The organism is Burkholderia sp. B21-005, assembly GCF_020843965.1.
Lineage (GTDB): Bacteria > Pseudomonadota > Gammaproteobacteria > Burkholderiales > Burkholderiaceae > Burkholderia > Burkholderia ambifaria.
This window is the reverse complement of record NZ_CP086301.1, coordinates 265,384-287,471: the sequence shown is the minus strand read 5'-3', so window position 1 is coordinate 287,471 and position 22,088 is coordinate 265,384. Positions and strand designations below refer to the sequence as shown.

The 22,088-nt window shown below is 62.5% G+C and carries 14 protein-coding genes, 5 tRNA genes and 3 rRNA genes; 11 read left to right on the top strand and 11 right to left on the bottom strand.

All coding sequences use genetic code 11. The annotated features are described in order from the left end of the window. Positions 1-44: 44 nt before the first annotated feature. From LMA02_RS01285 to LMA02_RS01275, 3 genes are all read right to left on the bottom strand, one after another. A tRNA-Thr gene (locus tag LMA02_RS01285) sits at positions 45-119 on the bottom strand. 25 nt (positions 120-144) lie between these two features. Further along, positions 145-218, bottom strand: a tRNA-Gly gene (locus tag LMA02_RS01280). A 43-nt stretch (positions 219-261) separates the two neighbouring features. Then, positions 262-347, bottom strand: a tRNA-Tyr gene (locus LMA02_RS01275). An 804-nt stretch (positions 348-1,151) separates the two neighbouring features. Between LMA02_RS01275 and LMA02_RS01270 the strand changes: the two genes are divergently transcribed. Further along, on the top strand, positions 1,152-1,508 hold the full coding sequence (locus LMA02_RS01270; protein WP_228906551.1) for a hypothetical protein: 357 nt from the start codon (positions 1,152-1,154) through the stop codon (positions 1,506-1,508). 886 nt (positions 1,509-2,394) lie between these two features. Here LMA02_RS01270 and rrf read toward each other — a convergent pair. The 6 genes from rrf to LMA02_RS01240 all read right to left on the bottom strand — a co-directional run bounded on the left by rrf (position 2,395) and on the right by LMA02_RS01240 (position 9,483). Beyond that, a 5S ribosomal RNA gene (gene rrf, locus LMA02_RS01265) occupies positions 2,395-2,507 on the bottom strand. Between the two features lie 130 nt (positions 2,508-2,637). Further along, positions 2,638-5,519: ribosomal RNA gene (locus tag LMA02_RS01260) — 23S ribosomal RNA — on the bottom strand. A 284-nt stretch (positions 5,520-5,803) separates the two neighbouring features. Continuing rightward, positions 5,804-5,879: transfer RNA gene (locus LMA02_RS01255), tRNA-Ala, on the bottom strand. 86 nt (positions 5,880-5,965) lie between these two features. Next, a tRNA-Ile gene (locus LMA02_RS01250) sits at positions 5,966-6,042 on the bottom strand. 62 nt (positions 6,043-6,104) lie between these two features. Beyond that, positions 6,105-7,637, bottom strand: a 16S ribosomal RNA gene (locus LMA02_RS01245). The 16S, 23S and 5S rRNA genes sit together here with 2 tRNA genes alongside, the layout of an rRNA operon. Positions 7,638-8,217: 580 nt before the next feature. Continuing rightward, positions 8,218-9,483, bottom strand: coding sequence for an SGNH/GDSL hydrolase family protein (locus tag LMA02_RS01240; protein ID WP_228906550.1), 1,266 nt, complete (start codon positions 9,481-9,483; stop codon positions 8,218-8,220). 200 nt (positions 9,484-9,683) lie between these two features. Here LMA02_RS01240 and paaA point away from each other — a divergent pair, with 200 nt between their 5' ends. The 8 genes from paaA (at position 9,684) to LMA02_RS01200 (ending at position 15,954) form a co-directional block, all read left to right on the top strand. Continuing rightward, on the top strand, positions 9,684-10,682 hold the full coding sequence (paaA, locus tag LMA02_RS01235; RefSeq protein WP_121860356.1) for a 1,2-phenylacetyl-CoA epoxidase subunit PaaA: 999 nt from the start codon (positions 9,684-9,686) through the stop codon (positions 10,680-10,682). 36 nt (positions 10,683-10,718) lie between these two features. Beyond that, positions 10,719-11,003, top strand: a complete 285-nt coding sequence (paaB, locus tag LMA02_RS01230; RefSeq protein ID WP_006752453.1) for a 1,2-phenylacetyl-CoA epoxidase subunit PaaB — start codon at positions 10,719-10,721, stop codon at positions 11,001-11,003. A gap of 10 nt (positions 11,004-11,013) precedes the next feature. Beyond that, on the top strand, positions 11,014-11,817 hold the full coding sequence (paaC, locus tag LMA02_RS01225; RefSeq protein WP_228906548.1) for a 1,2-phenylacetyl-CoA epoxidase subunit PaaC: 804 nt from the start codon (positions 11,014-11,016) through the stop codon (positions 11,815-11,817). A 25-nt stretch (positions 11,818-11,842) separates the two neighbouring features. Beyond that, complete coding sequence (paaD, locus tag LMA02_RS01220; RefSeq protein ID WP_006752455.1) at positions 11,843-12,406, top strand: 1,2-phenylacetyl-CoA epoxidase subunit PaaD; 564 nt, start codon at positions 11,843-11,845, stop codon at positions 12,404-12,406. 2 nt (positions 12,407-12,408) lie between these two features. Further along, on the top strand, positions 12,409-13,497 hold the full coding sequence (gene paaE, locus LMA02_RS01215) for a 1,2-phenylacetyl-CoA epoxidase subunit PaaE (RefSeq protein WP_228906546.1): 1,089 nt from the start codon (positions 12,409-12,411) through the stop codon (positions 13,495-13,497). A 130-nt stretch (positions 13,498-13,627) separates the two neighbouring features. Next, positions 13,628-14,443, top strand: coding sequence for a DUF1835 domain-containing protein (locus LMA02_RS01210; RefSeq protein WP_228906544.1), 816 nt, complete (start codon positions 13,628-13,630; stop codon positions 14,441-14,443). A gap of 22 nt (positions 14,444-14,465) precedes the next feature. Beyond that, positions 14,466-15,071, top strand: a complete 606-nt coding sequence (locus LMA02_RS01205; RefSeq protein ID WP_006752458.1) for a TetR/AcrR family transcriptional regulator — start codon at positions 14,466-14,468, stop codon at positions 15,069-15,071. Positions 15,072-15,306: 235 nt separating this feature from the next. After that, positions 15,307-15,954 carry a GNAT family N-acetyltransferase gene (locus LMA02_RS01200; RefSeq protein ID WP_006752459.1) on the top strand — a complete coding sequence of 216 codons (648 nt, stop codon included), beginning with the start codon at positions 15,307-15,309 and terminating at the stop codon, positions 15,952-15,954. A 70-nt stretch (positions 15,955-16,024) separates the two neighbouring features. Here the strand turns inward: LMA02_RS01200 and LMA02_RS01195 are convergent, their stop codons facing one another. Next, positions 16,025-16,549: an Lrp/AsnC family transcriptional regulator gene (locus LMA02_RS01195; protein ID WP_011655746.1), complete on the bottom strand. Its 525-nt coding sequence runs from the start codon at positions 16,547-16,549 to the stop codon at positions 16,025-16,027. 213 nt (positions 16,550-16,762) lie between these two features. Between LMA02_RS01195 and hppD the strand changes: the two genes are divergently transcribed. After that, positions 16,763-17,860: a 4-hydroxyphenylpyruvate dioxygenase gene (hppD, locus tag LMA02_RS01190; protein WP_228906542.1), complete on the top strand. Its 1,098-nt coding sequence runs from the start codon at positions 16,763-16,765 to the stop codon at positions 17,858-17,860. Between the two features lie 114 nt (positions 17,861-17,974). Here hppD and LMA02_RS01185 read toward each other — a convergent pair whose 3' ends face one another. Next, positions 17,975-18,166: a hypothetical protein gene (locus LMA02_RS01185; RefSeq protein ID WP_228906540.1), complete on the bottom strand. Its 192-nt coding sequence runs from the start codon at positions 18,164-18,166 to the stop codon at positions 17,975-17,977. A gap of 320 nt (positions 18,167-18,486) precedes the next feature. Here LMA02_RS01185 and LMA02_RS01180 point away from each other — a divergent pair, with 320 nt between their 5' ends. Beyond that, on the top strand, positions 18,487-22,077 hold the full coding sequence (locus tag LMA02_RS01180) for an indolepyruvate ferredoxin oxidoreductase family protein (RefSeq protein ID WP_228906538.1): 3,591 nt from the start codon (positions 18,487-18,489) through the stop codon (positions 22,075-22,077). The last annotated feature ends 11 nt before the right edge of the window (positions 22,078-22,088 follow it).

The window sequence follows — 22,088 nt, the reverse complement described above, 5'->3', positions numbered from 1 at the left end:
TTCACAGGTTGCGCCGCGCGCAAACAGACACCGACTTGTACTGCTGGTGCCCATGGGCAGGATCGAACTGCCGACCTCTCCCTTACCAAGGGAGTGCTCTACCACTGAGCCACATGGGCGCTTTTACGCTTCAACTTCACGAACTGGAGCGGGTGAAGGGAATCGAACCCTCGTCGTAAGCTTGGAAGGCTTCTGCTCTACCATTGAGCTACACCCGCACGGGCTACCAACGATTCCCTGCCGCTCTTCAAGCTGATGTTCTGGTGGAGGAGGTTGGATTCGAACCAACGTAGGCGTAAGCCAACAGATTTACAGTCTGCCCCCTTTAGCCACTCGGGCACCCCTCCGTAGAGAACTGACGATTATGGGGGTGCATCGCACTCCTGTCAAGCACATCCGGAAGATTATTTTCATTCTCTTCCAGCACGCCTGCGCGACTCACCCACACCCACGCTCGCCCGGCTGAGGCAAGCACGAGAGGACCGCCACACGGCGCGCCCACATCCTCGTCAGACTCCGCCTTCAGCGTCGATTTGCATCTTCGCTGAAAACGAAAGACCGCCATCATACGGCCTCCGGCTCATAATGCCAAGCGGGTAGATGAAAAAAATCCGCAATTTCCATGCCGGGCGGATCGGGGGCATCCGCAGAGGGCTCGGAGCGGATGAAGTTGGTCATCAGAAACACGCCGACGTACCGCTAGGCATGGGACGGCCGACGCCTCTGTAGTGGTTGTCGGCACACCGACGCTGAAGCCGGATTCCGGTTCGGAGTAAAAGGCTCCTCGGCGCCGCCGCGGCATATCTAACCTCTGGATAGGGCCCCTCCGCCCGGCGCCTGCTCGTCACCGAAGACAGAGAGCCGGCGCGGCACCATTCCGCGCCGCGCGATCGAGCCAACCTCCCCTCTCGCGCCGTATGCGAAATCTGGTCTTCCTTGTTGCCCTCGCGCCGATCTTCGCAGCTTCTGCGGCCCATGCGGGCGACACGCCAAATGCGTGGCGCCGCGCAGAAAGGATCGCGGCAATCGGGTAGCAGTCGCTTTCAGAGAGCCACGCCTCAGGGCGCGCGGAAAACGCGGCGGCCCTCGCGGAGGGTGACGCGTTAAAGCCGGCAATCGACGCCGGGTATGCGATCACGGCCGAGAACGGGATGGCGACCGCGAGCGCCATGGCTCCGGATGCGATCACGTGCGCGTGGCTACAGAACGACGCGTCGACCTACCGTATCGCGGCTGGCAGCGACGATGACGCCTCTCAGGGCGACACCGACAGCTCGGCCGGCTTTGATGTCTCGCAGCTGCTGATACGCGACGATCTGCGCACGCGAGCGTGGCTGCCACATCAGCTGCGCGTCGGCGTCGCGGCGAACGGACAGCAGTGCAAGCGCGCATTGCGTCGCCCCTCGTGCCAGCCGACCAACGTGAGTGCCTGGTCGCCCTATCGCAGCGAAGCAGCGCTGTGCACGCGCAACCGACGTGTCGATACGATGCACGCCTTGTTCAGTTGAGCTCGGATAGCGACTGGTTTCGGCGGTACTGCCTATTCGCTCGTCGAAGAATCCACGTCCCTCGAAACGGGCACCCCGTTCTCGTCAAAAGCAACAGCGCGAACTTCCGACGGCATCGGACCCGGCAGATCAGTTTTTTTGTCTCCGTGTTGTCTCGGCGTCGGCGGACGGCCTGACGACAGTTTCGCTCATCGTTCACGCGCCGACAGGCACGCTTTTGCAGGCTCGTTCTGCCCGCGAGAGCCCCAAGATCTGCCAGCGAACGCGTCGGTCGAGCACCAACACTTCGAACACAATCACCGATATTGAGCGGAGATAGATGAAATATGCATGCCGATAGGCCGCGACGAGGGATCGCCACGGCGTGACGATTCGGCTAGTCGTGCAGTGCGCTCGAGGCGGCAAATAGCGGAAGAAAGGCCAGGAAACGAGATCATTCCGAGCATGAAGCGAGCACCAATGACAGCCAGACGAATGGCGAATCCTCGCCTTGCAAAAGGGCGATCGGCGGCGTTCCGATGATCGATCGTTCGAAGGGATGGAAGCCGGCGTGGAGCTCGATGCCAGCGGTAACAAGAGCCTCCGGATGTGGTAGATCTCGCTGCGCGGGTTCGATGCTGTCGATCGTGATAAGAACCGGATGCGTCGACCTGACGTCGTCAGATCAAACGATTCGGCGTCGACACGATTCCCGCTCTGCGAGCGATGCAAGCTTACTGTCGTGGCCGCAGAGATGGCGGCGACACGGATGCGACGTACGTGAGGATCCTGCCCGGCCAGCTCACCTGCCCGCCGGCGCCAGCGCCCCACCTCGCTGCGATCGCTCTTTCCGCCGCCGAAATGCAAAAACCCCCGCCTTTTCGGGCGGGGGTTTCTGGCTTAGGGAGCCTGACGATTACCTACTTTCACACGGGAATCCGCACTATCATCGGCGTAGAGTCGTTTCACGGTCCTGTTCGGGATGGGAAGGGGTGGGACCGACTCGCTATGGTCATCAGGCAAAGAGGGTTGTCACGTTGCTTCGCAACGCGACCAATCTGGGAAGAAGCAGTAATTTTGAGTTGTGTGTATCACACACGAGAATCCAACTTGTCCGACGCGCTCTGTTAGCGCGAAACAGACTTGTTATAGGATCAAGCCTTACGGGCAATTAGTATCAGTTAGCTGAACGCATTACTGCGCTTACACACCTGACCTATCAACGTCCTGGTCTCGAACGACCCTTCAAGGGGATCTAGTCCCCAGGGATATCTCATCTTAAGGCGAGTTTCCCGCTTAGATGCTTTCAGCGGTTATCTCTTCCGAACATAGCTACCCGGCGATGCCACTGGCGTGACAACCGGTACACCAGAGGTTCGTCCACTCCGGTCCTCTCGTACTAGGAGCAGCCCCCTTCAAATATCCAACGCCCACGGCAGATAGGGACCAAACTGTCTCACGACGTTTTAAACCCAGCTCACGTACCTCTTTAAATGGCGAACAGCCATACCCTTGGGACCGGCTACAGCCCCAGGATGAGATGAGCCGACATCGAGGTGCCAAACACCGCCGTCGATATGAACTCTTGGGCGGTATCAGCCTGTTATCCCCAGAGTACCTTTTATCCGTTGAGCGATGGCCCTTCCATACAGAACCACCGGATCACTATGACCTGCTTTCGCACCTGCTCGACTTGTCGGTCTCGCAGTTAAGCACGCTTATGCCATTGCACTATCAGCACGATTTCCGACCGTACCTAGCGTACCTTCGTACTCCTCCGTTACGCTTTGGGAGGAGACCGCCCCAGTCAAACTGCCTACCATGCACTGTCCCCGACCCGGATCACGGGCCAAGGTTAGAACCTCAAACAAACCAGGGTGGTATTTCAAGGACGGCTCCACCGAAACTAGCGTTCCGGTTTCATAGCCTCCCACCTATCCTACACAGATCGGTTCAAAGTCCAATGCAAAGCTACAGTAAAGGTTCATGGGGTCTTTCCGTCTAGCCGCGGGTAGATTGCATCATCACAAACACTTCAACTTCGCTGAGTCTCGGGAGGAGACAGTGTGGCCATCGTTACGCCATTCGTGCAGGTCGGAACTTACCCGACAAGGAATTTCGCTACCTTAGGACCGTTATAGTTACGGCCGCCGTTTACCGGGACTTCAATCAAGAGCTTGCACCCCATCATTTAATCTTCCGGCACCGGGCAGGCGTCACACCCTATACGTCCACTTTCGTGTTTGCAGAGTGCTGTGTTTTTATTAAACAGTCGCAGCCACCAGTTTATTGCAACCCCTTCACCCTCTGCGCGCAGGCGCATCAAGCTACAAGGGCGTACCTTATCCCGAAGTTACGGTACCAATTTGCCGAGTTCCTTCTCCCGAGTTCTCTCAAGCGCCTTAGAATACTCATCTCGCCCACCTGTGTCGGTTTGCGGTACGGTCATCGTTAGACTGAAGCTTAGAGGCTTTTCTTGGAACCACTTCCAATTGCTTCGCTCCCTAAGGAGCTCGCGCCACACCCTTGAATTACGCACCCGGATTTGCCTAAGTGCCTTCTCCAATGCAGCGACCGGGACTTCCAACACCCGGACAACCTTCCGCGATCCGTCCCCCCATCGCATCTAACAATGGTGCAGGAATATTGACCTGCTTCCCATCAGCTACGCATTTCTGCCTCGCCTTAGGGGCCGACTCACCCTACGCCGATGAACGTTGCGTAGGAAACCTTGGGCTTACGGCGAGGGGGCCTTTCACCCCCTTTATCGCTACTCATGTCAGCATTCGCACTTCCGATACCTCCAGCACGCTTTTCAACGCACCTTCGCAGGCTTACGGAACGCTCTCCTACCATGCGTGCAAAGCACGCATCCGCAGCTTCGGTATATAGCTTAGCCCCGTTACATCTTCCGCGCAGGACGACTCGATCAGTGAGCTATTACGCTTTCTTTAAAGGGTGGCTGCTTCTAAGCCAACCTCCTGACTGTTTTAGCCTTCCCACTTCGTTTCCCACTTAGCTATATTTGGGGACCTTAGCTGGCGGTCTGGGTTGTTTCCCTCTTGACACCGGACGTTAGCACCCGATGTCTGTCTCCCGTGATTGCACTCTTCGGTATTCGGAGTTTGCTATGGCGGGGTAATCTGCAATAGACCCCCCAACCATGACAGTGCTCTACCCCCGAAGGTGAGACACGAGGCACTACCTAAATAGTTTTCGGAGAGAACCAGCTATTTCCAAGTTTGTTTAGCCTTTCACCCCTATCCACAGCTCATCCCCTAACTTTTCAACGTTAGTGGGTTCGGACCTCCAGTACGTGTTACCGCACCTTCATCCTGGCCATGGATAGATCACTTGGTTTCGGGTCTACGCCCAGCAACTGAACGCCCTATTCGGACTCGCTTTCGCTACGCCTGCCCTATACGGTTAAGCTTGCTACTGAACGTAAGTCGCTGACCCATTATACAAAAGGTACGCCGTCACCCCTTACGAGGCTCCGACTGTTTGTATGCATGCGGTTTCAGGATCTATTTCACTCCCCTCCCGGGGTTCTTTTCGCCTTTCCCTCACGGTACTGGTTCACTATCGGTCGATCACGAGTATTTAGCCTTGGAGGATGGTCCCCCCATCTTCAGACAGGATTTCACGTGTCCCGCCCTACTTGTCGTACACTTAGTTCTTTCATACTGTTTTCGCCTACAGGGCTATCACCTGCTATGGCCGCACTTTCCAGAGCGTTCGGCTAACAATACAAATAAAGAGTACAAGGCTCATCCCATTTCGCTCGCCACTACTTTGGGAATCTCGGTTGATTTCTTTTCCTGCGGTTACTTAGATGTTTCAGTTCACCGCGTTCGCTTCGCATGGCCTATGTATTCAGCCATGGATACTCCAAAAGGAGTGGGTTTCCCCATTCGGACATCTACGGATCAAAGCTCGTTTGCCAGCTCCCCGTAGCTTTTCGCAGGCTACCGCGTCCTTCATCGCCTGTGATCGCCAAGGCATCCACCACATGCACTTGTTCGCTTGACCCTATAACGAGTCTGTCTCGTTACAGGTTGAGTTCTCGCGTTGTGCCGTATTCCAATTGAGTCAAACATAGAGTTCGAATCATCTTGAGATACATCGATACAATCACAACCCGGATAACTTTCACGTCCATCTCATAGACGCTTCCGCTATCCAAATTACTTACTTCTTCCAGATTGTTAAAGAACGACAGCCGATATGGTGTTACTCATATCACTCTGACTGGCTCAATCGCCAATGCAAAATTCTCGGTTCAGTGTCTGAACCAAGCCCTTAGCGTTGGTGATTGGTGGAGGCAGACGGGATCGAACCGACGACCCCCTGCTTGCAAAGCAGGTGCTCTCCCAGCTGAGCTATGCCCCCATGTGTACAGAGATCTCAGGTTTCAGCCTAGCGGTAGAGGTATTCGTCAGCGCTGAAGCGCTAACGACCACCGACACGTCAGACAATGGTGGGTCTGGTTGGATTCGAACCAACGACCCCCGCCTTATCAAGACGGTGCTCTAACCGACTGAGCTACAGACCCCTGAGTCTGTCTTTAATTTACAGCCGATAAGCGTGAGCGCTCAACTTTGCGAGAAGCTCTGGAAAGGAGGTGATCCAGCCGCACCTTCCGATACGGCTACCTTGTTACGACTTCACCCCAGTCATGAATCCTACCGTGGTGACCGTCCTCCTTGCGGTTAGACTAGCCACTTCTGGTAAAACCCACTCCCATGGTGTGACGGGCGGTGTGTACAAGACCCGGGAACGTATTCACCGCGGCATGCTGATCCGCGATTACTAGCGATTCCAGCTTCATGCACTCGAGTTGCAGAGTGCAATCCGGACTACGATCGGTTTTCTGGGATTAGCTCCCCCTCGCGGGTTGGCAACCCTCTGTTCCGACCATTGTATGACGTGTGAAGCCCTACCCATAAGGGCCATGAGGACTTGACGTCATCCCCACCTTCCTCCGGTTTGTCACCGGCAGTCTCCTTAGAGTGCTCTTGCGTAGCAACTAAGGACAAGGGTTGCGCTCGTTGCGGGACTTAACCCAACATCTCACGACACGAGCTGACGACAGCCATGCAGCACCTGTGCGCCGGTTCTCTTTCGAGCACTCCCACCTCTCAGCAGGATTCCGACCATGTCAAGGGTAGGTAAGGTTTTTCGCGTTGCATCGAATTAATCCACATCATCCACCGCTTGTGCGGGTCCCCGTCAATTCCTTTGAGTTTTAATCTTGCGACCGTACTCCCCAGGCGGTCAACTTCACGCGTTAGCTACGTTACTAAGGAAATGAATCCCCAACAACTAGTTGACATCGTTTAGGGCGTGGACTACCAGGGTATCTAATCCTGTTTGCTCCCCACGCTTTCGTGCATGAGCGTCAGTATTGGCCCAGGGGGCTGCCTTCGCCATCGGTATTCCTCCACATCTCTACGCATTTCACTGCTACACGTGGAATTCTACCCCCCTCTGCCATACTCTAGCTTGCCAGTCACCAATGCAGTTCCCAGGTTGAGCCCGGGGATTTCACATCGGTCTTAACAAACCGCCTGCGCACGCTTTACGCCCAGTAATTCCGATTAACGCTCGCACCCTACGTATTACCGCGGCTGCTGGCACGTAGTTAGCCGGTGCTTATTCTTCCGGTACCGTCATCCCCCGGTTATATTAGAACCAAGGATTTCTTTCCGGACAAAAGTGCTTTACAACCCGAAGGCCTTCTTCACACACGCGGCATTGCTGGATCAGGCTTTCGCCCATTGTCCAAAATTCCCCACTGCTGCCTCCCGTAGGAGTCTGGGCCGTGTCTCAGTCCCAGTGTGGCTGGTCGTCCTCTCAGACCAGCTACTGATCGTCGCCTTGGTAGGCCTTTACCCCACCAACTAGCTAATCAGCCATCGGCCAACCCTATAGCGCGAGGCCCGAAGGTCCCCCGCTTTCATCCGTAGATCGTATGCGGTATTAATCCGGCTTTCGCCGGGCTATCCCCCACTACAGGACATGTTCCGATGTATTACTCACCCGTTCGCCACTCGCCACCAGGTGCAAGCACCCGTGCTGCCGTTCGACTTGCATGTGTAAGGCATGCCGCCAGCGTTCAATCTGAGCCAGGATCAAACTCTTCAGTTTAAACCTGTTACTGTTTTCGGTTCGGTTAAGAACCGGTCGCTCACTCAAAGCTGACAGGAATATGAATTGCTTCATAAACCTGACTTACTTTAGTGTGAGACTCTTGATACTTTCGCTATCTGATCCGAGGATCAGCTCGCTTCCATCAAGCGCCCACACTTATCGGCTGTTAATTTTTAAAGAGCATTTCTGCGAGAAACCTTCTGTTTCCCAGCAGCGCTGCGTTTTCAGCAGCAGAGAAGCGAGATTATGAACCGTCTTTCTTCGCTCGTCAACAACTTTCTGAACTGCTTCGTTGCGACGGCGGGGGTTCAACTTCGTGTGCGCCGGGGCTCCTACAACCTACCCTCGACAGCACCGCTTCCCTTCCCTCCCGCGCCGCGTTTCCGTTAGCGCGAAAGAGGCGTGATTCTAAGCACCCCACCCCGTCTCCGCAAGCCCCTTTGTGAAAATATTTTGAAAAAGCCCCCGTGCGCTGCCGCGCACGGGGGCTTGGGGTTCGACGGACTACGCACCGCCCGCGATCCTGAAGCAGCCGGCGGCTGGTCGCACTCTCTCTATATATATGTATTAGGCGATTTCACTTGCCGCCGGCCGCGGCCTGCAGCCGCTCCAGCGGCACCGCGTCGGCCATCGCCGTGTAGCCGGCGTCGCTCGGGTGAATGCCGTCACCGCTGTCGTATCGGCGCAGCAGCACGCTCGGGCGCGCCGGATCGCGCAGCACAGCATCGAAGTCGACCACACCGTCGAACCCGCCGCCGCTCCGAATCCATCGGTTCACCTCAAGCCGGATCGCCTCGCGCCCGGCCGGCAATGCCGCAGGCGTAAGCGTTGCACCGAAGACCTTCACGCCCTGGCGGTGCGCGGCCTCAATCAACCGGCGGTAGCCGTCGATCAACGACTCGGCCGTGACCAGCGTATGCGGGTTGTCACAATCGAGCCCCGCACGCGGCGGCATCGCCGCGAAGTTGATGTCGTTGATGCCGATCAGCACGATCGCCGCCTTCACCCCCGCGCGCGAAAGCGCATCGCGCTCGAACCGCGACGCGAGCGACGTGCCGTAGCACGCCGAATCGCTGAGCAGCCGGTTGCCACTAATCCCGAGATTCACCACGCCGAGCGTATTCGAACCTGCCGCGGTCAGCCGGAGCGTCAGCGCATCCGGCCAGCGACGGTTGCGGTTCAGACTGGAGCGCAGCCCATCGGTGATCGAGTCCCCGATCGCCGCGACACTCGCCCGCGCGGCACCGGCCTCGACGGCCAATTCGGTCACCCACGCATACTGGGTAAAGCGCGTGCGGAATGCGCCAGCACCCGGGTCGTTCACGTGATCGCCCGGCGCCGATACGTAATTGAACTGGTTCGACACGCGGTGCCACACGGTCATCCGCTGGTTCGCCCCCATCCGCAGGCTGATTGCATACGGCCGCCCGGCCGTCACGTCGATCGCCACCGGGTCGCTTTCGAGCTCCTGGCCCGGCGCGAGCGTCACCGACGCCTTGCCGCCGAAGCGCACGGCCATGCTCGCCCCATCGGCAAGCGTCGCGCCGTCACCCGCGCGCGCAAGACCCGCGGCGTCGATCACCAGCGGCGCGCGACCGTATGCATTGCTCACGCGAATCCGCGCGGCATGTCCCGATACGGTCGGATAGACGATCTGCCGAACGGTCCGCCCGGCCACGTCGGGCGCACGATAGAGCGGCGGCGGCGCAGCCAGGTCGGGAATCGGCTGCAAGGCAGTCGCCCACGCGGCGACCCACCCGGCCGGTGCGGCCGAGGCCGCGAGCGGCGACAGGAACATGGACGCGCCCAGCACGGTCGCGACGAAGCTGCTTCGAAATGACATCGGCGAAATCCTCATCGGAAAGCGGGCATTGTGCCGCAGAAGCCGCCGATCTCACGCGCCGAACCGCCTTCCAGCGCGGCGATCGCACCCCGACGCCTCTCGTTTACCCCAGTCTCGCCGCAAATGCGCAAGAAATTTATTAACCGACCGGTCGGTTGGTTTATACTTCGCACACATTCAACCGGACGAGAATCTCCGCCATGTACACGCAATCCCTCGACATCCCCGGCAACGTCGCGCCGCTCGACGCCGCAGCCGAGTCGCCCGAGCAAGCGCGGTTCGACGCGGTCATGGCCGCGGACGGCAAGATCGAACCGCAGGACTGGATGCCCGACGCCTATCGCAAGACGCTGGTCCGCCAGATCTCGCAGCATGCGCACTCGGAAGTCGTCGGCATGCTGCCGGAAGGCAACTGGATCTCGCGCGCGCCGAGCCTGAAGCGCAAGGCGATCCTGCTCGCGAAAGTCCAGGACGAAGCCGGCCACGGCCTCTATCTTTATAGCGCGGCCGAAACGCTCGGCGTATCGCGCGATTCGCTGATCGACGCGCTGCACGCCGGCAAGGCGAAATACTCGAGCATCTTCAACTACCCGACGCCGACCTGGGCCGACGTCGGCGTGATCGGCTGGCTCGTCGACGGTGCCGCGATCATGAACCAGATCCCGCTGTGCCGCTGCACGTACGGCCCGTACGCGCGCGCGATGATCCGCGTGTGCAAGGAAGAGTCGTTCCACCAGCGCCAGGGTTTCGATGCGCTGCTGTCGATGATGAAGGGCACCGACGCGCAGCGCGCGATGGTCCAGCAGGCCGTGAACCGCTGGTGGTGGCCGGTGCTGATGATGTTCGGCCCGAGCGACGCCGATTCGGTCCACAGCAGCCAGTCCGCGAAATGGGGCATCAAGCGGATCTCGAACGACGACCTGCGGCAGAAGTTCGTCGACGCGACGGTCGACCAGGCGAAGGTACTCGGCGTGACGTTGCCCGACCCGGACCTGAAATGGAACGACGCGCGCGGCCACCACGACTACGGCACGATCGACTGGGATGAATTCTGGCGCGTCGTCAACGGCGACGGCCCTTGCAACAAGGAACGCCTCGCGACCCGCGTGAAGGCGCACGACGACGGCGCGTGGGTACGCGAAGCCGCGCTCGCGCACGAAGCGAAACGCCGCGCCCGCGCCGAACAGCACGCCGCCTGAGCGGCAACCATCGAATACAGGATTCAGGAGAGAGTGATGAACAAGGAATGGCCGATCTGGGAAGTGTTCGTGCGCAGCAAGCAGGGGCTCGACCACAAGCATTGCGGCAGCCTGCACGCGGCCGATGCGTCGATGGCGCTGCGCATGGCGCGCGACGTCTATACGCGCCGCCAGGAAGGCGTGAGCATCTGGGTGGTGCCGTCGTCGGCGATCACCGCGTCGGATCCGGCCGAGAAGGCCGAGCTGTTCGAACCGGCGGGCGACAAGATCTACCGTCACCCGACGTTTTACACGCTGCCCGACGAAGTCAACCACATGTAACGCCCGCGCCATGACGATCACGCCCGAACACCTCTCCTACGTGCTGCGCCTTGCCGACAACGCGCTGATCCTCGGTCAGCGCAACGCCGAATGGTGCGGCCACGGCCCGATCCTCGAGGAAGACATCGCGCTCACCAACATGAGCCTCGACCTCATCGGCCAGGCCCGCATGCTGTATACGCACGCAGCCGAACTCGAGCGCCAGCTCAACGGCGCGGCGAAGACGGAAGACGATTACGCGTACTTCCGCACCGAGCGTGAATTCGCGAACTTCACGCTCGCCGAACTGCCGCACTACGGCCCGATCGCCGGCACCGCGCACGCCGACAAGGACTACGCGGTGACGATCGTGCGCAACTTCCTCTACGCGACGCTGATGCTGCACGTGTGGACGGCGCTCGAAACGTCGACGGACGCGCACCTTGCCGCGATCGCCGCGAAATCGGTGAAGGAGACCCGCTATCACGTGCAGCACGCGCGCGAATGGCTGGTGCGGCTCGGCGACGGCACCGACGAATCGCATCGCCGCGCGCAGGCTGCGCTCGATTACCTGATTCCGTACACGCGCGAATTCTTCGCGGCCGACGCAATCGACGACGCCGTCGCCGCACCGGGCATCGCCCCGGCACCGGCCGCGCTCGAAGCCGCGTGGCGCGCGGACGTGGACGATGCGCTCGCGGAGGCGACGCTCACCTTGCCGGCGCCCGTCCAGCACGTGACGACCGGCAAGCAGGGCGAGCACTCCGAGCACATGGGCTACCTGCTCGCGGAAATGCAGAGCCTCGCGCGCCAGCACCCCGGCGCGACCTGGTAACCAGCCGACCCAACGGAGCCCGACGATGTCCGTCCAGACCGCCACACCCGCCGACGCCACGCCCGCCGCGCACCGCAACGATCCATTGCTCGCGCGTGCGTGGGACGTGCTCGAAGCGGTGCCCGATCCCGAAATCCCGGTCGTGTCGATCCGCGAGCTCGGCATCCTGCGCGACGTCCGTCGCGCGGACGACGGCCTGCTCGAAGTCGTGATCACGCCGACCTACTCCGGCTGTCCGGCCATGTCGCAGATCGCCGAGGACATCGCCGCCGCGCTGCAGGCCGCCGACCTGCCGCCGCACCGGATCGAGACGGTGCTCGCGCCCGCGTGGACGACCGACTGGATCACGCAGGAAGCGCGCGAGAAGCTGCGCGCCTACGGCATCGCGCCGCCCGTCGGTCAGTGCGGCAGCGCCGCGCCACGGGAAACCGTCGTGCGTTTCGTGCCGCGGCCGGTCGCGGCGCCCGTTTGCCCGCGCTGCGGCTCCGCCCGCACCGAGCGTCTCGCGCAATTCGCGTCCACGGCCTGCAAGGCGCTGTATCGCTGCGTCGACTGCCGCGAACCCTTCGACTACTTCAAACCCTATTGATCATGGCGACTCCGCAATTTCACCCGCTGCGTATCCGCGACGTGCGGCCCGAGACCGCCGACGCCGTTACCGTCTCCTTCGACGTCCCGCCGGAGCTGCGCGACGCGTACCGCTTCACGCAAGGCCAGTTCGTCACGCTGAAGACCCATATCGACGGCGAGGAAACGCGCCGCTCGTACTCGATCTGTGTCGGCACGACCGACTACGACCGCGACGGCGAACTGCGCATCGGCATCAAGCGCGTGCGCGGCGGCCGTTTCTCGAACTTCGCGTTCGACACGCTGAAGCCGGGCCACACGATCGACGTGATGACGCCGGATGGCCGCTTCTTCACGCACCTGAACGCCGATCACGGCCAGCAGTACGTCGCGTTCTCCGGCGGGTCGGGCATCACGCCGGTGCTCGCGATCGTGAAGACGACGCTCGAACTCGAACCGCGCAGCACGTTCACGCTGATCTACGGTAACCGCAGCGTCGACGCGATCATGTTCGCGGAGGAGCTCGAGGACCTGAAGAACCGCTACATGAACCGCTTCGTCCTGTATCACGTGCTGTCGGACGACCAGCAGGACGTCGAGCTGTTCAATGGCGTCCTCGACCAGGCGAAATGCACGGAATTCCTCGCGACGCTGATGCCCGCCGACGCGATCGACGAAGCGTTCATCTGCGGCCCCGCCCCGATGATGGACGCAGCCGAAGCCGCGCTGAAGGCAGCCGGCGTGCCGCAGGCGAAGGTGCATGTCGAGCGCTTCGGCACGCCGCTGCCGCAGGCCGGCGCCCCCGTCGTCGAGATCACCGACACGACGCCGGCCGCGGACCTCGAAATCGTGCTCGACGGCAAGAAGCGCAAGCTGCGCTTGCCGTACGAAGGCGTGAGCCTGCTCGACGTCGGCCTGCGCGCGGGCCTCGCGCTGCCCTACGCGTGCAAGGGCGGCGTGTGCTGCACGTGCCGGGCGAAGGTGGTCGAAGGCGAAGTCCGGATGGAAAAGAACTACACGCTCGAGGAACACGAAGTGAAGGACGGCTTCGTGCTCACGTGCCAGTGCCACCCGATCAGCGACAAGGTCGTCGTAAGCTTCGACGAGCGTTGAGCGGCGTCGTACCGGCACGGCGTGCCGGTTTCTCGTCGTCACACATCTCGCTTACACTAGGGGCCGCCGGCCGGCTGGACGTCATCGCGTCCGCCCGTCCGGCGGTTTTCTTTTGTGTGATGACAGGCCGATGAGTACCATTCACGTGATTCAGGGCGGCACCGCCGCCGCGTCGTTGCGCGAGGCGCTCGCGCAAGCCGGACGCGACGAGCGCGTCGTCGGATTGCTCGACGATCTCGCGGTCGGGCCACTGAAGGGCGCCGACGAGACGCCCGACACGCGCGCCGCCTTCTGGCAGCGCGTGCTCGGCGATCAGATTCCCGACTGGAACGCGGAAATCGAAGGCGAGTTCGCCCGCCTCGACCAGCTCGCGATGGACACGGGCCAGGTGGTCGTCTGGCACGCGCCGAGCGTCGGCGACAAACTGCTGCTGCGCCGCGTCGCCTATCACCTGCGCAACGTGCCGCAGCGCCTGAACGAGGTGCGGCTGTCGACCGCCGACCTCGACGCGCCGCAGCGCGCGGCGCTGACCCGCACCGACCAGGCCTGTTCGACCGGGATGTTCTCGCCGGCGGCGCTCGCCCGCAAACGGCCGATGGCCGCGCCGGTCTCGGTGCTGCGCATCGGCCGCCTCGCGCTCGAATGGCAGGAGGCCAAGCATCTGAATGCCGAGTTGCGCTACTGGGTGAGCAACACGATCAAGAGCGGCCAATACGCCGATCTCGACGCGCTAATCGCCGCGCACGCGGAACCCAGCTGGCTGCCCGCGCAACGCGTCGTCGGTGGCATCATGGCCGGCGCCGACCGCGGCGGGCTGTTCGTCAGCGACTCGATCGCCTGGTGGCGCTGCCGCGAGCTCGCGGCAGCCGGCCGGCTCGAGCTGCAGGACGACGCGCCGGCCGCCCTCTCTTCCACGCAAGTACGCGCGCCAGCCGCGCCCCGCTAACGCTACTCTTTCGCATTCGACCATGGCCCGTACCCGAGCGCCCGACCACGAATCCCAGCGCGAGCAGATCCTCGATCTCGCCGCCGAGAAATTCGCGCAAACGAGCTATCCGAGCACGTCGATGTCCGATCTCGCGACCGCGAGCGGCACGTCGAAGGCACGTCTCTATCACTATTACGAGAGCAAGGAAGCGATCCTGTTCGACCTGCTCGACCGCTACACGAAACGGTTGATGCTGATCATCGCCGAGGTCGAAGGCGCCAGCCAGCGGCGCGGCCTCAGCGAGCGCGACGCGTTCGCCGAACTGGTGCGGGCGTTCCTCGCCGAGTACGAGACGTCGCACAGCCGCCACGTCGCGCTGCTCAACGACGTGAAGTATCTGGAGGATGCGCAGCGCGAAATCGTGCTGGACCGCCAGCGCGACATCGTCGCGGCATTCGCGCGCCAGCTCGCGCGCGCCTATCCGGACCGGATCTCCAAGGAAAACCAGACGTCGGTCACGATGATGGTGTTCGGGATGATCAACTGGACGTTCACGTGGCTCAAGCCGGGCGGCCGCCTCGGCTACCGCGACTTCGCCGAACAGGTGATCGACCTGATGGAGCGCGGGCTGTCGTCTGGCGCCTGATTGCCGCGCAGCAGCATGCGTTGCGCAGCGGGTACACTGCGACAGGCCGCCGTGCATTTCATATGATGAATTTTTAATCCGTTATAAATCAAATAGATAGCAAATGAACTAAGCGGATTTAGAATTTCCCCTCAGCACAAATAACGTCAAATACGGGTTTTCCCCAACCCCGCTCGGGTAAAATGCTGTTGCATCGCACAACACACTTGTGCAGCACCACACTGAGGAACCCACGATGAACACGCAACTCAACCGCCGCGCCGATGCCGTCGGCGACGCCGGTACTGCGCCGGTTCTCGTCAGGGAACTGGCTTCCAAAGACCGTGAGCGAATGCTCACCCACTTTCTCTCGCTCGACGAAGAGGACCGCCTGCTGCGCTTCGGCCAGATGGTGCCCGACCACGTGATCGAGAACTATGTCCGGACGATCGACTTCGGCCGCGACACCGTGTTCGGCGTGTTCGACCATGCGCTCGAACTGATCGGCGTCGGCCACCTGGCGTACCTGCCGGCCGAAGGCGACAAGCGCACGGCCGAATTCGGCGTGTCGGTGCTCGAAAGCGCCCGCGGCCGCGGCGTCGGCTCGAAGCTGTTCGAGCGCGCGGCGATCCGCAGCCGCAACACCCGCGTGACGATGCTGTACATGCATTGCCTGTCGCGCAACGCGACGATGATGCACATCGCGAAGAAGTCCGGGATGCGGATCGAATACGCATACGGCGAAGCCGATGCGTACCTGTCGCTGCCGCCGGCCGACCACTCGACGATCCTCGCCGAGATGCTGCAGGAACAGGCCGCGGTGTTCGACTATGCGCTGAAGCGCCAGACGCACCGCACGTCGAAGTTCATCGAATCGCTGATGCCCGCCGCGCTGACGGCGTGACATCGGCTGACCGGGTTGCCCGCGGGGCGCCCGGCCCTCTTTTCTTGCCCCCTTCTCCCGGCACCGCGCGCTAGCGCACCGACCGGATCGGCAACGCCGTCGTCTCCTTGAAGCACTCGAGCGAAAAGCTCGTCTTCACGTCGATCACCGACGGGTGGTGCAGCAAATGCTCCTGCACGAAACGGGAGAAGTGCGCCATGTCCTCGACCTGCACGCGCAGCAGGTAATCCATGTCGCCCGTCATCGCATGGCACGCGACCACTTCCGGCCAGGTCTGCACGGCCGCGCGGAACAATTCCGCGTGGGTCGCGCCCGCGCGCGCCGACGTCTCGTCGGCACGAACCGGCGCCAGGCCGCCGCGCTTCTCAAGCCGCACGCTCACGTAGGCGAGCAGGTCGAGCCCGAGCTTCTGCGGATCGAGCAGCGCGACGTAGCCGGTGATCACGCCGATCTCCTCGAGCCGTCGGATTCGCCGCAGGCACGGACTCGGCGACAGGTTCACGCGCTCGGCGATCTCCTGGTTCGACAGGCGGCCGTTCTCCTGAAGAATCGCGAGAATCCGCCGGTCGATGGCATCCAATTCGGCTTGCGCCATTTTCTGCCCTCCAATGATTATTTTGAGACTTGAAATTGCGCCATCGTAGGTACGGACAATCAAGTTCGCAAGTTTACGCTCCCCCCTGCCCGCTACACTTTGTCGCATGGAGCGATGCGTTGCGCGCGCCGCGGCACGCATCACCTTCGACATGAAACCGGCCGGGCTGCCCACCTCACCCCGGCCGCTCGCTCAGCACACAGGAGACACGGCATGCAGATCCCCAACTGGGAGAATCCCGTCGGCACCGACGGCTTCGAATTCATCGAATACACCGCACCGGATCCGAAAGCGCTCGGACAGCTGTTCGAGCGGATGGGTTTCACCGCGATCGCACGCCATCGCCACAAGGACGTGACGGTCTACCGCCAGGGCGACATCAACTTCATCATCAACGCCGAACCCGATTCGTTCGCACAACGCTTCGCGCGCCTGCACGGCCCGTCGATCTGCGCGATCGCGTTTCGCGTGCAGGACGCCGCGAAGGCGTACCGGCACGCGCTCGACCTCGGCGCGTGGGGCTTCGACAACAAGACGGGCCCGATGGAGCTGAACATCCCGGCGATCAAGGGCATCGGCGATTCGCTGATCTATTTCGTCGACCGCTGGCGCGGCAAGAACGGCGCGCAGCCCGGTGCCATCGGCGACATCAGCATCTATGACGTCGACTTCGAGCCGATCGCCGGCGCGAACCCGAACCCGGCCGGCCACGGCCTCACCTACATCGACCACCTGACGCACAACGTGCATCGCGGCCGCATGCAGGAATGGGCCGAGTTCTACGAGCGCCTGTTCAACTTCCGCGAAGTGCGCTACTTCGACATCGAAGGCAAGGTGACGGGCGTGAAGTCGAAGGCGATGACGTCGCCGTGCGGCAAGATCCGGATCCCGATCAACGAGGAAGGCTCGGACACGGCCGGCCAGATCCAGGAATACCTCGACGCGTATCACGGCGAAGGCATCCAGCACATCGCGCTCGGCACGAACGACATCTACGGCGCGGTCGACGGCCTGCGCGCCAAGGAAGTGAAGCTGCTCGACACGATCGATACATATTACGAGCTGGTCGACCGCCGCGTGCCGAACCACGGCGAATCGCTCGACGAGCTGAAGAAGCGCAAGATCCTGATCGACGGCGCCCGCGACGACCTGCTGCTGCAGATCTTCACCGAGAACCAGATCGGCCCGATCTTCTTCGAGATCATCCAGCGCAAGGGCAACCAGGGCTTCGGCGAAGGCAACTTCAAGGCGCTGTTCGAATCGATCGAGCTCGACCAGATCCGCCGCGGCGTGGTCCAGGACAAGGCCTGACGCGGACAGCCGCGCGCACATCGGCGGCACAAGAAAAAAGGGCGGGAATCTTGCGATTCCCGCCCTTTTGTCGTTCTGCGCGTTTCGGCGCGGCCCGGCGGCCGCGCGAACGGATCAACGCACGCTCGCCTTCGCTGCGATGACGCGCTCGGCCGCCTGCGCTGCGGCGTCCTGCGCCGGCGCGATCTGACGCATCTGCGCGCCGGCTGCCGCCAGTGCGCTCGCGCCTCGCGCGTGCACCGGGCCGGTCATCGCGAAAAACGCCGCGGACACGATCAGGAAACTCTGGATATGACGTGTATTCATTGCACCTCCTTAAAAACTGCCGGCGCCTCCCCGGTTGCGTCGAAACGGGCCGACGCGGCCGGGCACCTCCGGCAGGCCGACAAGATTAACGGCATTTGTACGAAGATGGGGCCGGCTTTACATGCTTTTACATGATGTAACGCATTGCGGCGCGCCGTTTCGTCGACGCGGCGCGGCACGCCGGCCGATGGGCGACGGGTTTATCCCAGTGCTACCATCGCTTAAAATCGGCCAATATGCCGGCCACTGCCGAGACGTTCACAAGACGTCGACGCAAATGAAGCTTTGGTGATCCCAAACTGGGTGGAGGAGACTGTTCAATGAATGCCCCGCTAGACGCAGACCAACGCGCTTCGCTTGAAGCCGCGCTGAAGTCCGTCACGCTCGACGACAAATACACGCTCGAACGCGGCCGCGCGTACATGAGCGGCATCCAGGCGCTCGTGCGCCTGCCGATGCTCCAGCAGGAACGCGACCGCGCCGCTGGCCTCAACACGGCCGGCTTCATCTCCGGTTATCGCGGTTCGCCGCTTGGCGGCCTCGACCTCTCGCTGTGGAAGGCCAAGCAGCACCTCGCCTCCCACCAGATCGTCTTCCAGCCCGGTCTCAACGAAGATCTCGCCGCCACCGCCGTGTGGGGCTCGCAGCAGGTGAACCTGTACCCCGGCGCGAAACACGACGGCGTGTTCGGCATGTGGTACGGCAAGGGCCCCGGCGTCGACCGCACCGGCGACGTGTTCAAGCACGCGAACTCGGCCGGCTCGTCACGGCACGGCGGCGTGCTGGTGCTCGCCGGCGACGACCACGCGGCGAAATCGTCGACGCTCGCGCACCAGTCCGAACACATCTTCAAGGCCTGCGGGCTGCCGGTGCTGTTCCCGTCCAACGTGCAGGAATATCTCGACTTCGGCCTGCACGGCTGGGCGATGAGCCGCTACTCGGGCCTGTGGGTCGCGCTCAAGTGCGTGACGGACGTGGTCGAATCGTCGGCGTCGGTCGACATCGACCCGCATCGCACCGAGATCGTGCTGCCGACCGACTTCATCTTGCCGGAAGGCGGCCTGAACATCCGCTGGCCCGACCCGCCGCTCGTGCAGGAAGCGCGGTTGCTGGACTACAAGTGGTACGCGGCGCTCGCCTATGTGCGCGCGAACAAGCTGGACCGGATCGAGATCGACTCGCCAACCGCGCGCTTCGGGATCATGACGGGCGGCAAGGCGTACCTCGACGTGCGCCAGGCGCTGAGCGACCTCGGCCTCGACGACGAAACCTGCGCCCGGATCGGCATCCGCCTCTACAAGGTCGGCTGCGTGTGGCCGCTCGAAGCGCAAGGCGCGCAGGCATTCGCGCGCGGCCTCGACGAAATCCTCGTCGTCGAGGAAAAGCGCCAGATCCTCGAATACGCGATCAAGGAAGAGCTGTACAACTGGCCCGATGCGCAGCGCCCGCGCGTATTCGGCAAGTTCGACGAGAAGGACGGCGCCGGCGGCGAATGGTCGGTGCCGATGGGCAACTGGCTGCTGCCCGCGCACTACGAACTGTCGCCCGCGATCATCGCGAAGGCGATCGCGACGCGCCTCGAGAAGTTCGAGCTGCCGTCCGACGTGCGCGCGCGCATCGCCGCGCGGCTCGCGGTGATCAACGCGAAGGAAATGGCGCTCGCGAAGCCGCACGTGCAGACCGAGCGCAAGCCGTGGTTCTGCTCGGGCTGCCCGCACAACACGTCGACCAACGTGCCGGAAGGCTCGCGCGCGATCGCCGGGATCGGCTGCCACTACATGACGGTGTGGATGGACCGCAGCACGAGCACCTTCAGCCAGATGGGCGGCGAAGGTGTGCCGTGGATCGGCCAGGCGCCGTTCACGGACGAAAAGCACGTGTTCGCGAACCTCGGCGACGGCACCTATTTCCACTCGGGCCTGCTGGCGGTGCGCGCGGCGATCTCGTCGAAGGCGAACATCACCTACAAGATCCTCTACAACGACGCCGTCGCAATGACGGGCGGCCAGCCGGTCGACGGCGTGCTGACGGTGCCGCAGATCACGCACCAGCTCGCGTCCGAAGGCGCGAAGAAGATCGTGATCGTCACCGACGAGCCGGAAAAGTACGACGGCCAGAAGGCGCTGCTCGCGCCGGGCGTGACGATCCATCACCGCGACCAGCTCGACGACGTGCAGCGCGAGCTGCGCGAGATCGCCGGCACGACGATCCTGATTTACGACCAGACCTGCGCGACCGAGAAGCGCCGCCGCCGAAAGCGCGGCACGTATCCGGATCCGGCGAAGCGCGTCGTGATCAACGACGCGGTGTGCGAAGGCTGCGGCGACTGCTCGGTGCAGTCGAACTGCCTGTCGGTCGAGCCGCTCGAAACCGAATTCGGCACGAAGCGCCAGATCAACCAGTCGAGCTGCAACAAGGACTTCTCGTGCTTGAAGGGCTTCTGCCCGAGCTTCGTCACGGTCGAGGGCGGCCAGCTGAAGAAGCCGAAGGCCGTGTCGGTCGACGGCGGCGCGCTGCCGCCGATTCCGGAGCCGACGCTGCCGGCGATCGATCGTGCCTACGGCGTGCTCGTCACGGGCGTCGGCGGCACGGGCGTCGTCACGATCGGCGCGCTGCTCGGCATGGCCGCGCACCTGGAGAACAAGGGCGTGACCGTGCTCGACGTCACGGGCCTCGCGCAGAAGGGCGGCGCCGTGATGAGCCACGTGCAGATTTCGCACGCGCCGACGGACATCCACGCGACGCGAATCGCGATGGGCGAAGCCGACCTCGTGATCGGCTGCGACGCGATCGTCACGGCCGGCGACGAATGCACGTCGCGGATGCGGCACGACACGACGCGCGTAGTCGTCAACAGCGCGCAGACGCCGACCGCCGAGTTCATCAAGAACCCGAACTGGGCGTTCCCGGGCGTGTCCGCCGAAAACGACATCCGCGCGGCGGCAGGCACGGCCGTCGACTTCATCGATGCAAACCGCTTCGCGGTCGCGCTGCTCGGCGACGCGATCTACACGAACCCGTTCGTGCTCGGCTACGCGTGGCAGAAAGGCTGGCTGCCGCTCACGCTCGCCTCGCTCGAACGCGCGATCGAGCTGAACGCGGTGTCGGTCGAGAAGAACCGGGCGGCGTTCGACTGGGGTCGCCGCGCCGCGCACGACCTCGCAAGCGTGAAGCAGGCCGCGGCCGGCGACGCGCGCCCCGTGCAGGGCGCGACGGTGATCGCGCTGCACACGAAGAAGGCGGTCGACGCCTTGATCGCGAAGCGCGTGGATGTCCTCACCGCGTACCAGAACGCCGCGTACGCATCGCGCTATGCAGCCTTCGTCGACAGGGTGCGGGCGGCCGAACGCGCGCTGGCGGACGGCGACGCCGTGCAGGAGCCTCTGACCGAAGCGGTCGCACGCAATCTGTTCAAGCTGATGGCCTACAAAGACGAGTACGAAGTCGCGCGGCTGCAGTCCGATCCTGCGTTCCTCGCGCGCCTGTCGTCGCAGTTCGAAGGCGACTGGAAGCTGAAATTCCACCTCGCGCCGCCGCTGTTCGCGAAGACGGATGCACACGGCCATCTCGTGAAGAAGGCGTACGGCCCGTGGATGATGTCCGCGTTCCGGCTGCTCGCGAAGGCGAAGTTTCTGCGCGGCACGGGGCTCGACCCGTTCGGCCGCACCGAGGAGCGCCGCACCGAGCGCGCACTGATCGGCGAGTACGAAGCGCTGATCGGCGAAGTGCTCGACAAGCTGAACGCGGCCAACCGCCCGCTCGCGCTCGAGCTCGCGGCGCTGCCGGACGGCATTCGCGGCTACGGCCACGTGAAGGAGAACAACCTGCGCGCGGTGCGCCAGAAGTGGAACACGCTGCTCGCGCAGTGGCGTTCGCCGACGGCCGGGCAGACGAGCCAGCAGGTCGCGTAACGGTACGCGGC

Coding starts and splice junctions, on each gene's coding strand:
- LMA02_RS01240 (WP_228906550.1), bottom strand. CDS start 9,483: ATGTCATTTCGAAGCAGCTTCGTCGCGACCGTGCTGGGCGCGTCCATG.
- LMA02_RS01180 (WP_228906538.1), top strand. CDS start 18,487: ATGAATGCCCCGCTAGACGCAGACCAACGCGCTTCGCTTGAAGCCGCG.
- paaE (WP_228906546.1), top strand. CDS start 12,409: ATGGCGACTCCGCAATTTCACCCGCTGCGTATCCGCGACGTGCGGCCC.
- LMA02_RS01200 (WP_006752459.1), top strand. CDS start 15,307: ATGAACACGCAACTCAACCGCCGCGCCGATGCCGTCGGCGACGCCGGT.
- paaB (WP_006752453.1), top strand. CDS start 10,719: ATGAACAAGGAATGGCCGATCTGGGAAGTGTTCGTGCGCAGCAAGCAG.
- LMA02_RS01205 (WP_006752458.1), top strand. CDS start 14,466: ATGGCCCGTACCCGAGCGCCCGACCACGAATCCCAGCGCGAGCAGATC.
- paaC (WP_228906548.1), top strand. CDS start 11,014: ATGACGATCACGCCCGAACACCTCTCCTACGTGCTGCGCCTTGCCGAC.
- paaD (WP_006752455.1), top strand. CDS start 11,843: ATGTCCGTCCAGACCGCCACACCCGCCGACGCCACGCCCGCCGCGCAC.
- paaA (WP_121860356.1), top strand. CDS start 9,684: ATGTACACGCAATCCCTCGACATCCCCGGCAACGTCGCGCCGCTCGAC.
- LMA02_RS01210 (WP_228906544.1), top strand. CDS start 13,628: ATGAGTACCATTCACGTGATTCAGGGCGGCACCGCCGCCGCGTCGTTG.
- LMA02_RS01270 (WP_228906551.1), top strand. CDS start 1,152: ATGGCGACCGCGAGCGCCATGGCTCCGGATGCGATCACGTGCGCGTGG.
- LMA02_RS01185 (WP_228906540.1), bottom strand. CDS start 18,166: ATGAATACACGTCATATCCAGAGTTTCCTGATCGTGTCCGCGGCGTTT.
- LMA02_RS01195 (WP_011655746.1), bottom strand. CDS start 16,549: ATGGCGCAAGCCGAATTGGATGCCATCGACCGGCGGATTCTCGCGATT.
- hppD (WP_228906542.1), top strand. CDS start 16,763: ATGCAGATCCCCAACTGGGAGAATCCCGTCGGCACCGACGGCTTCGAA.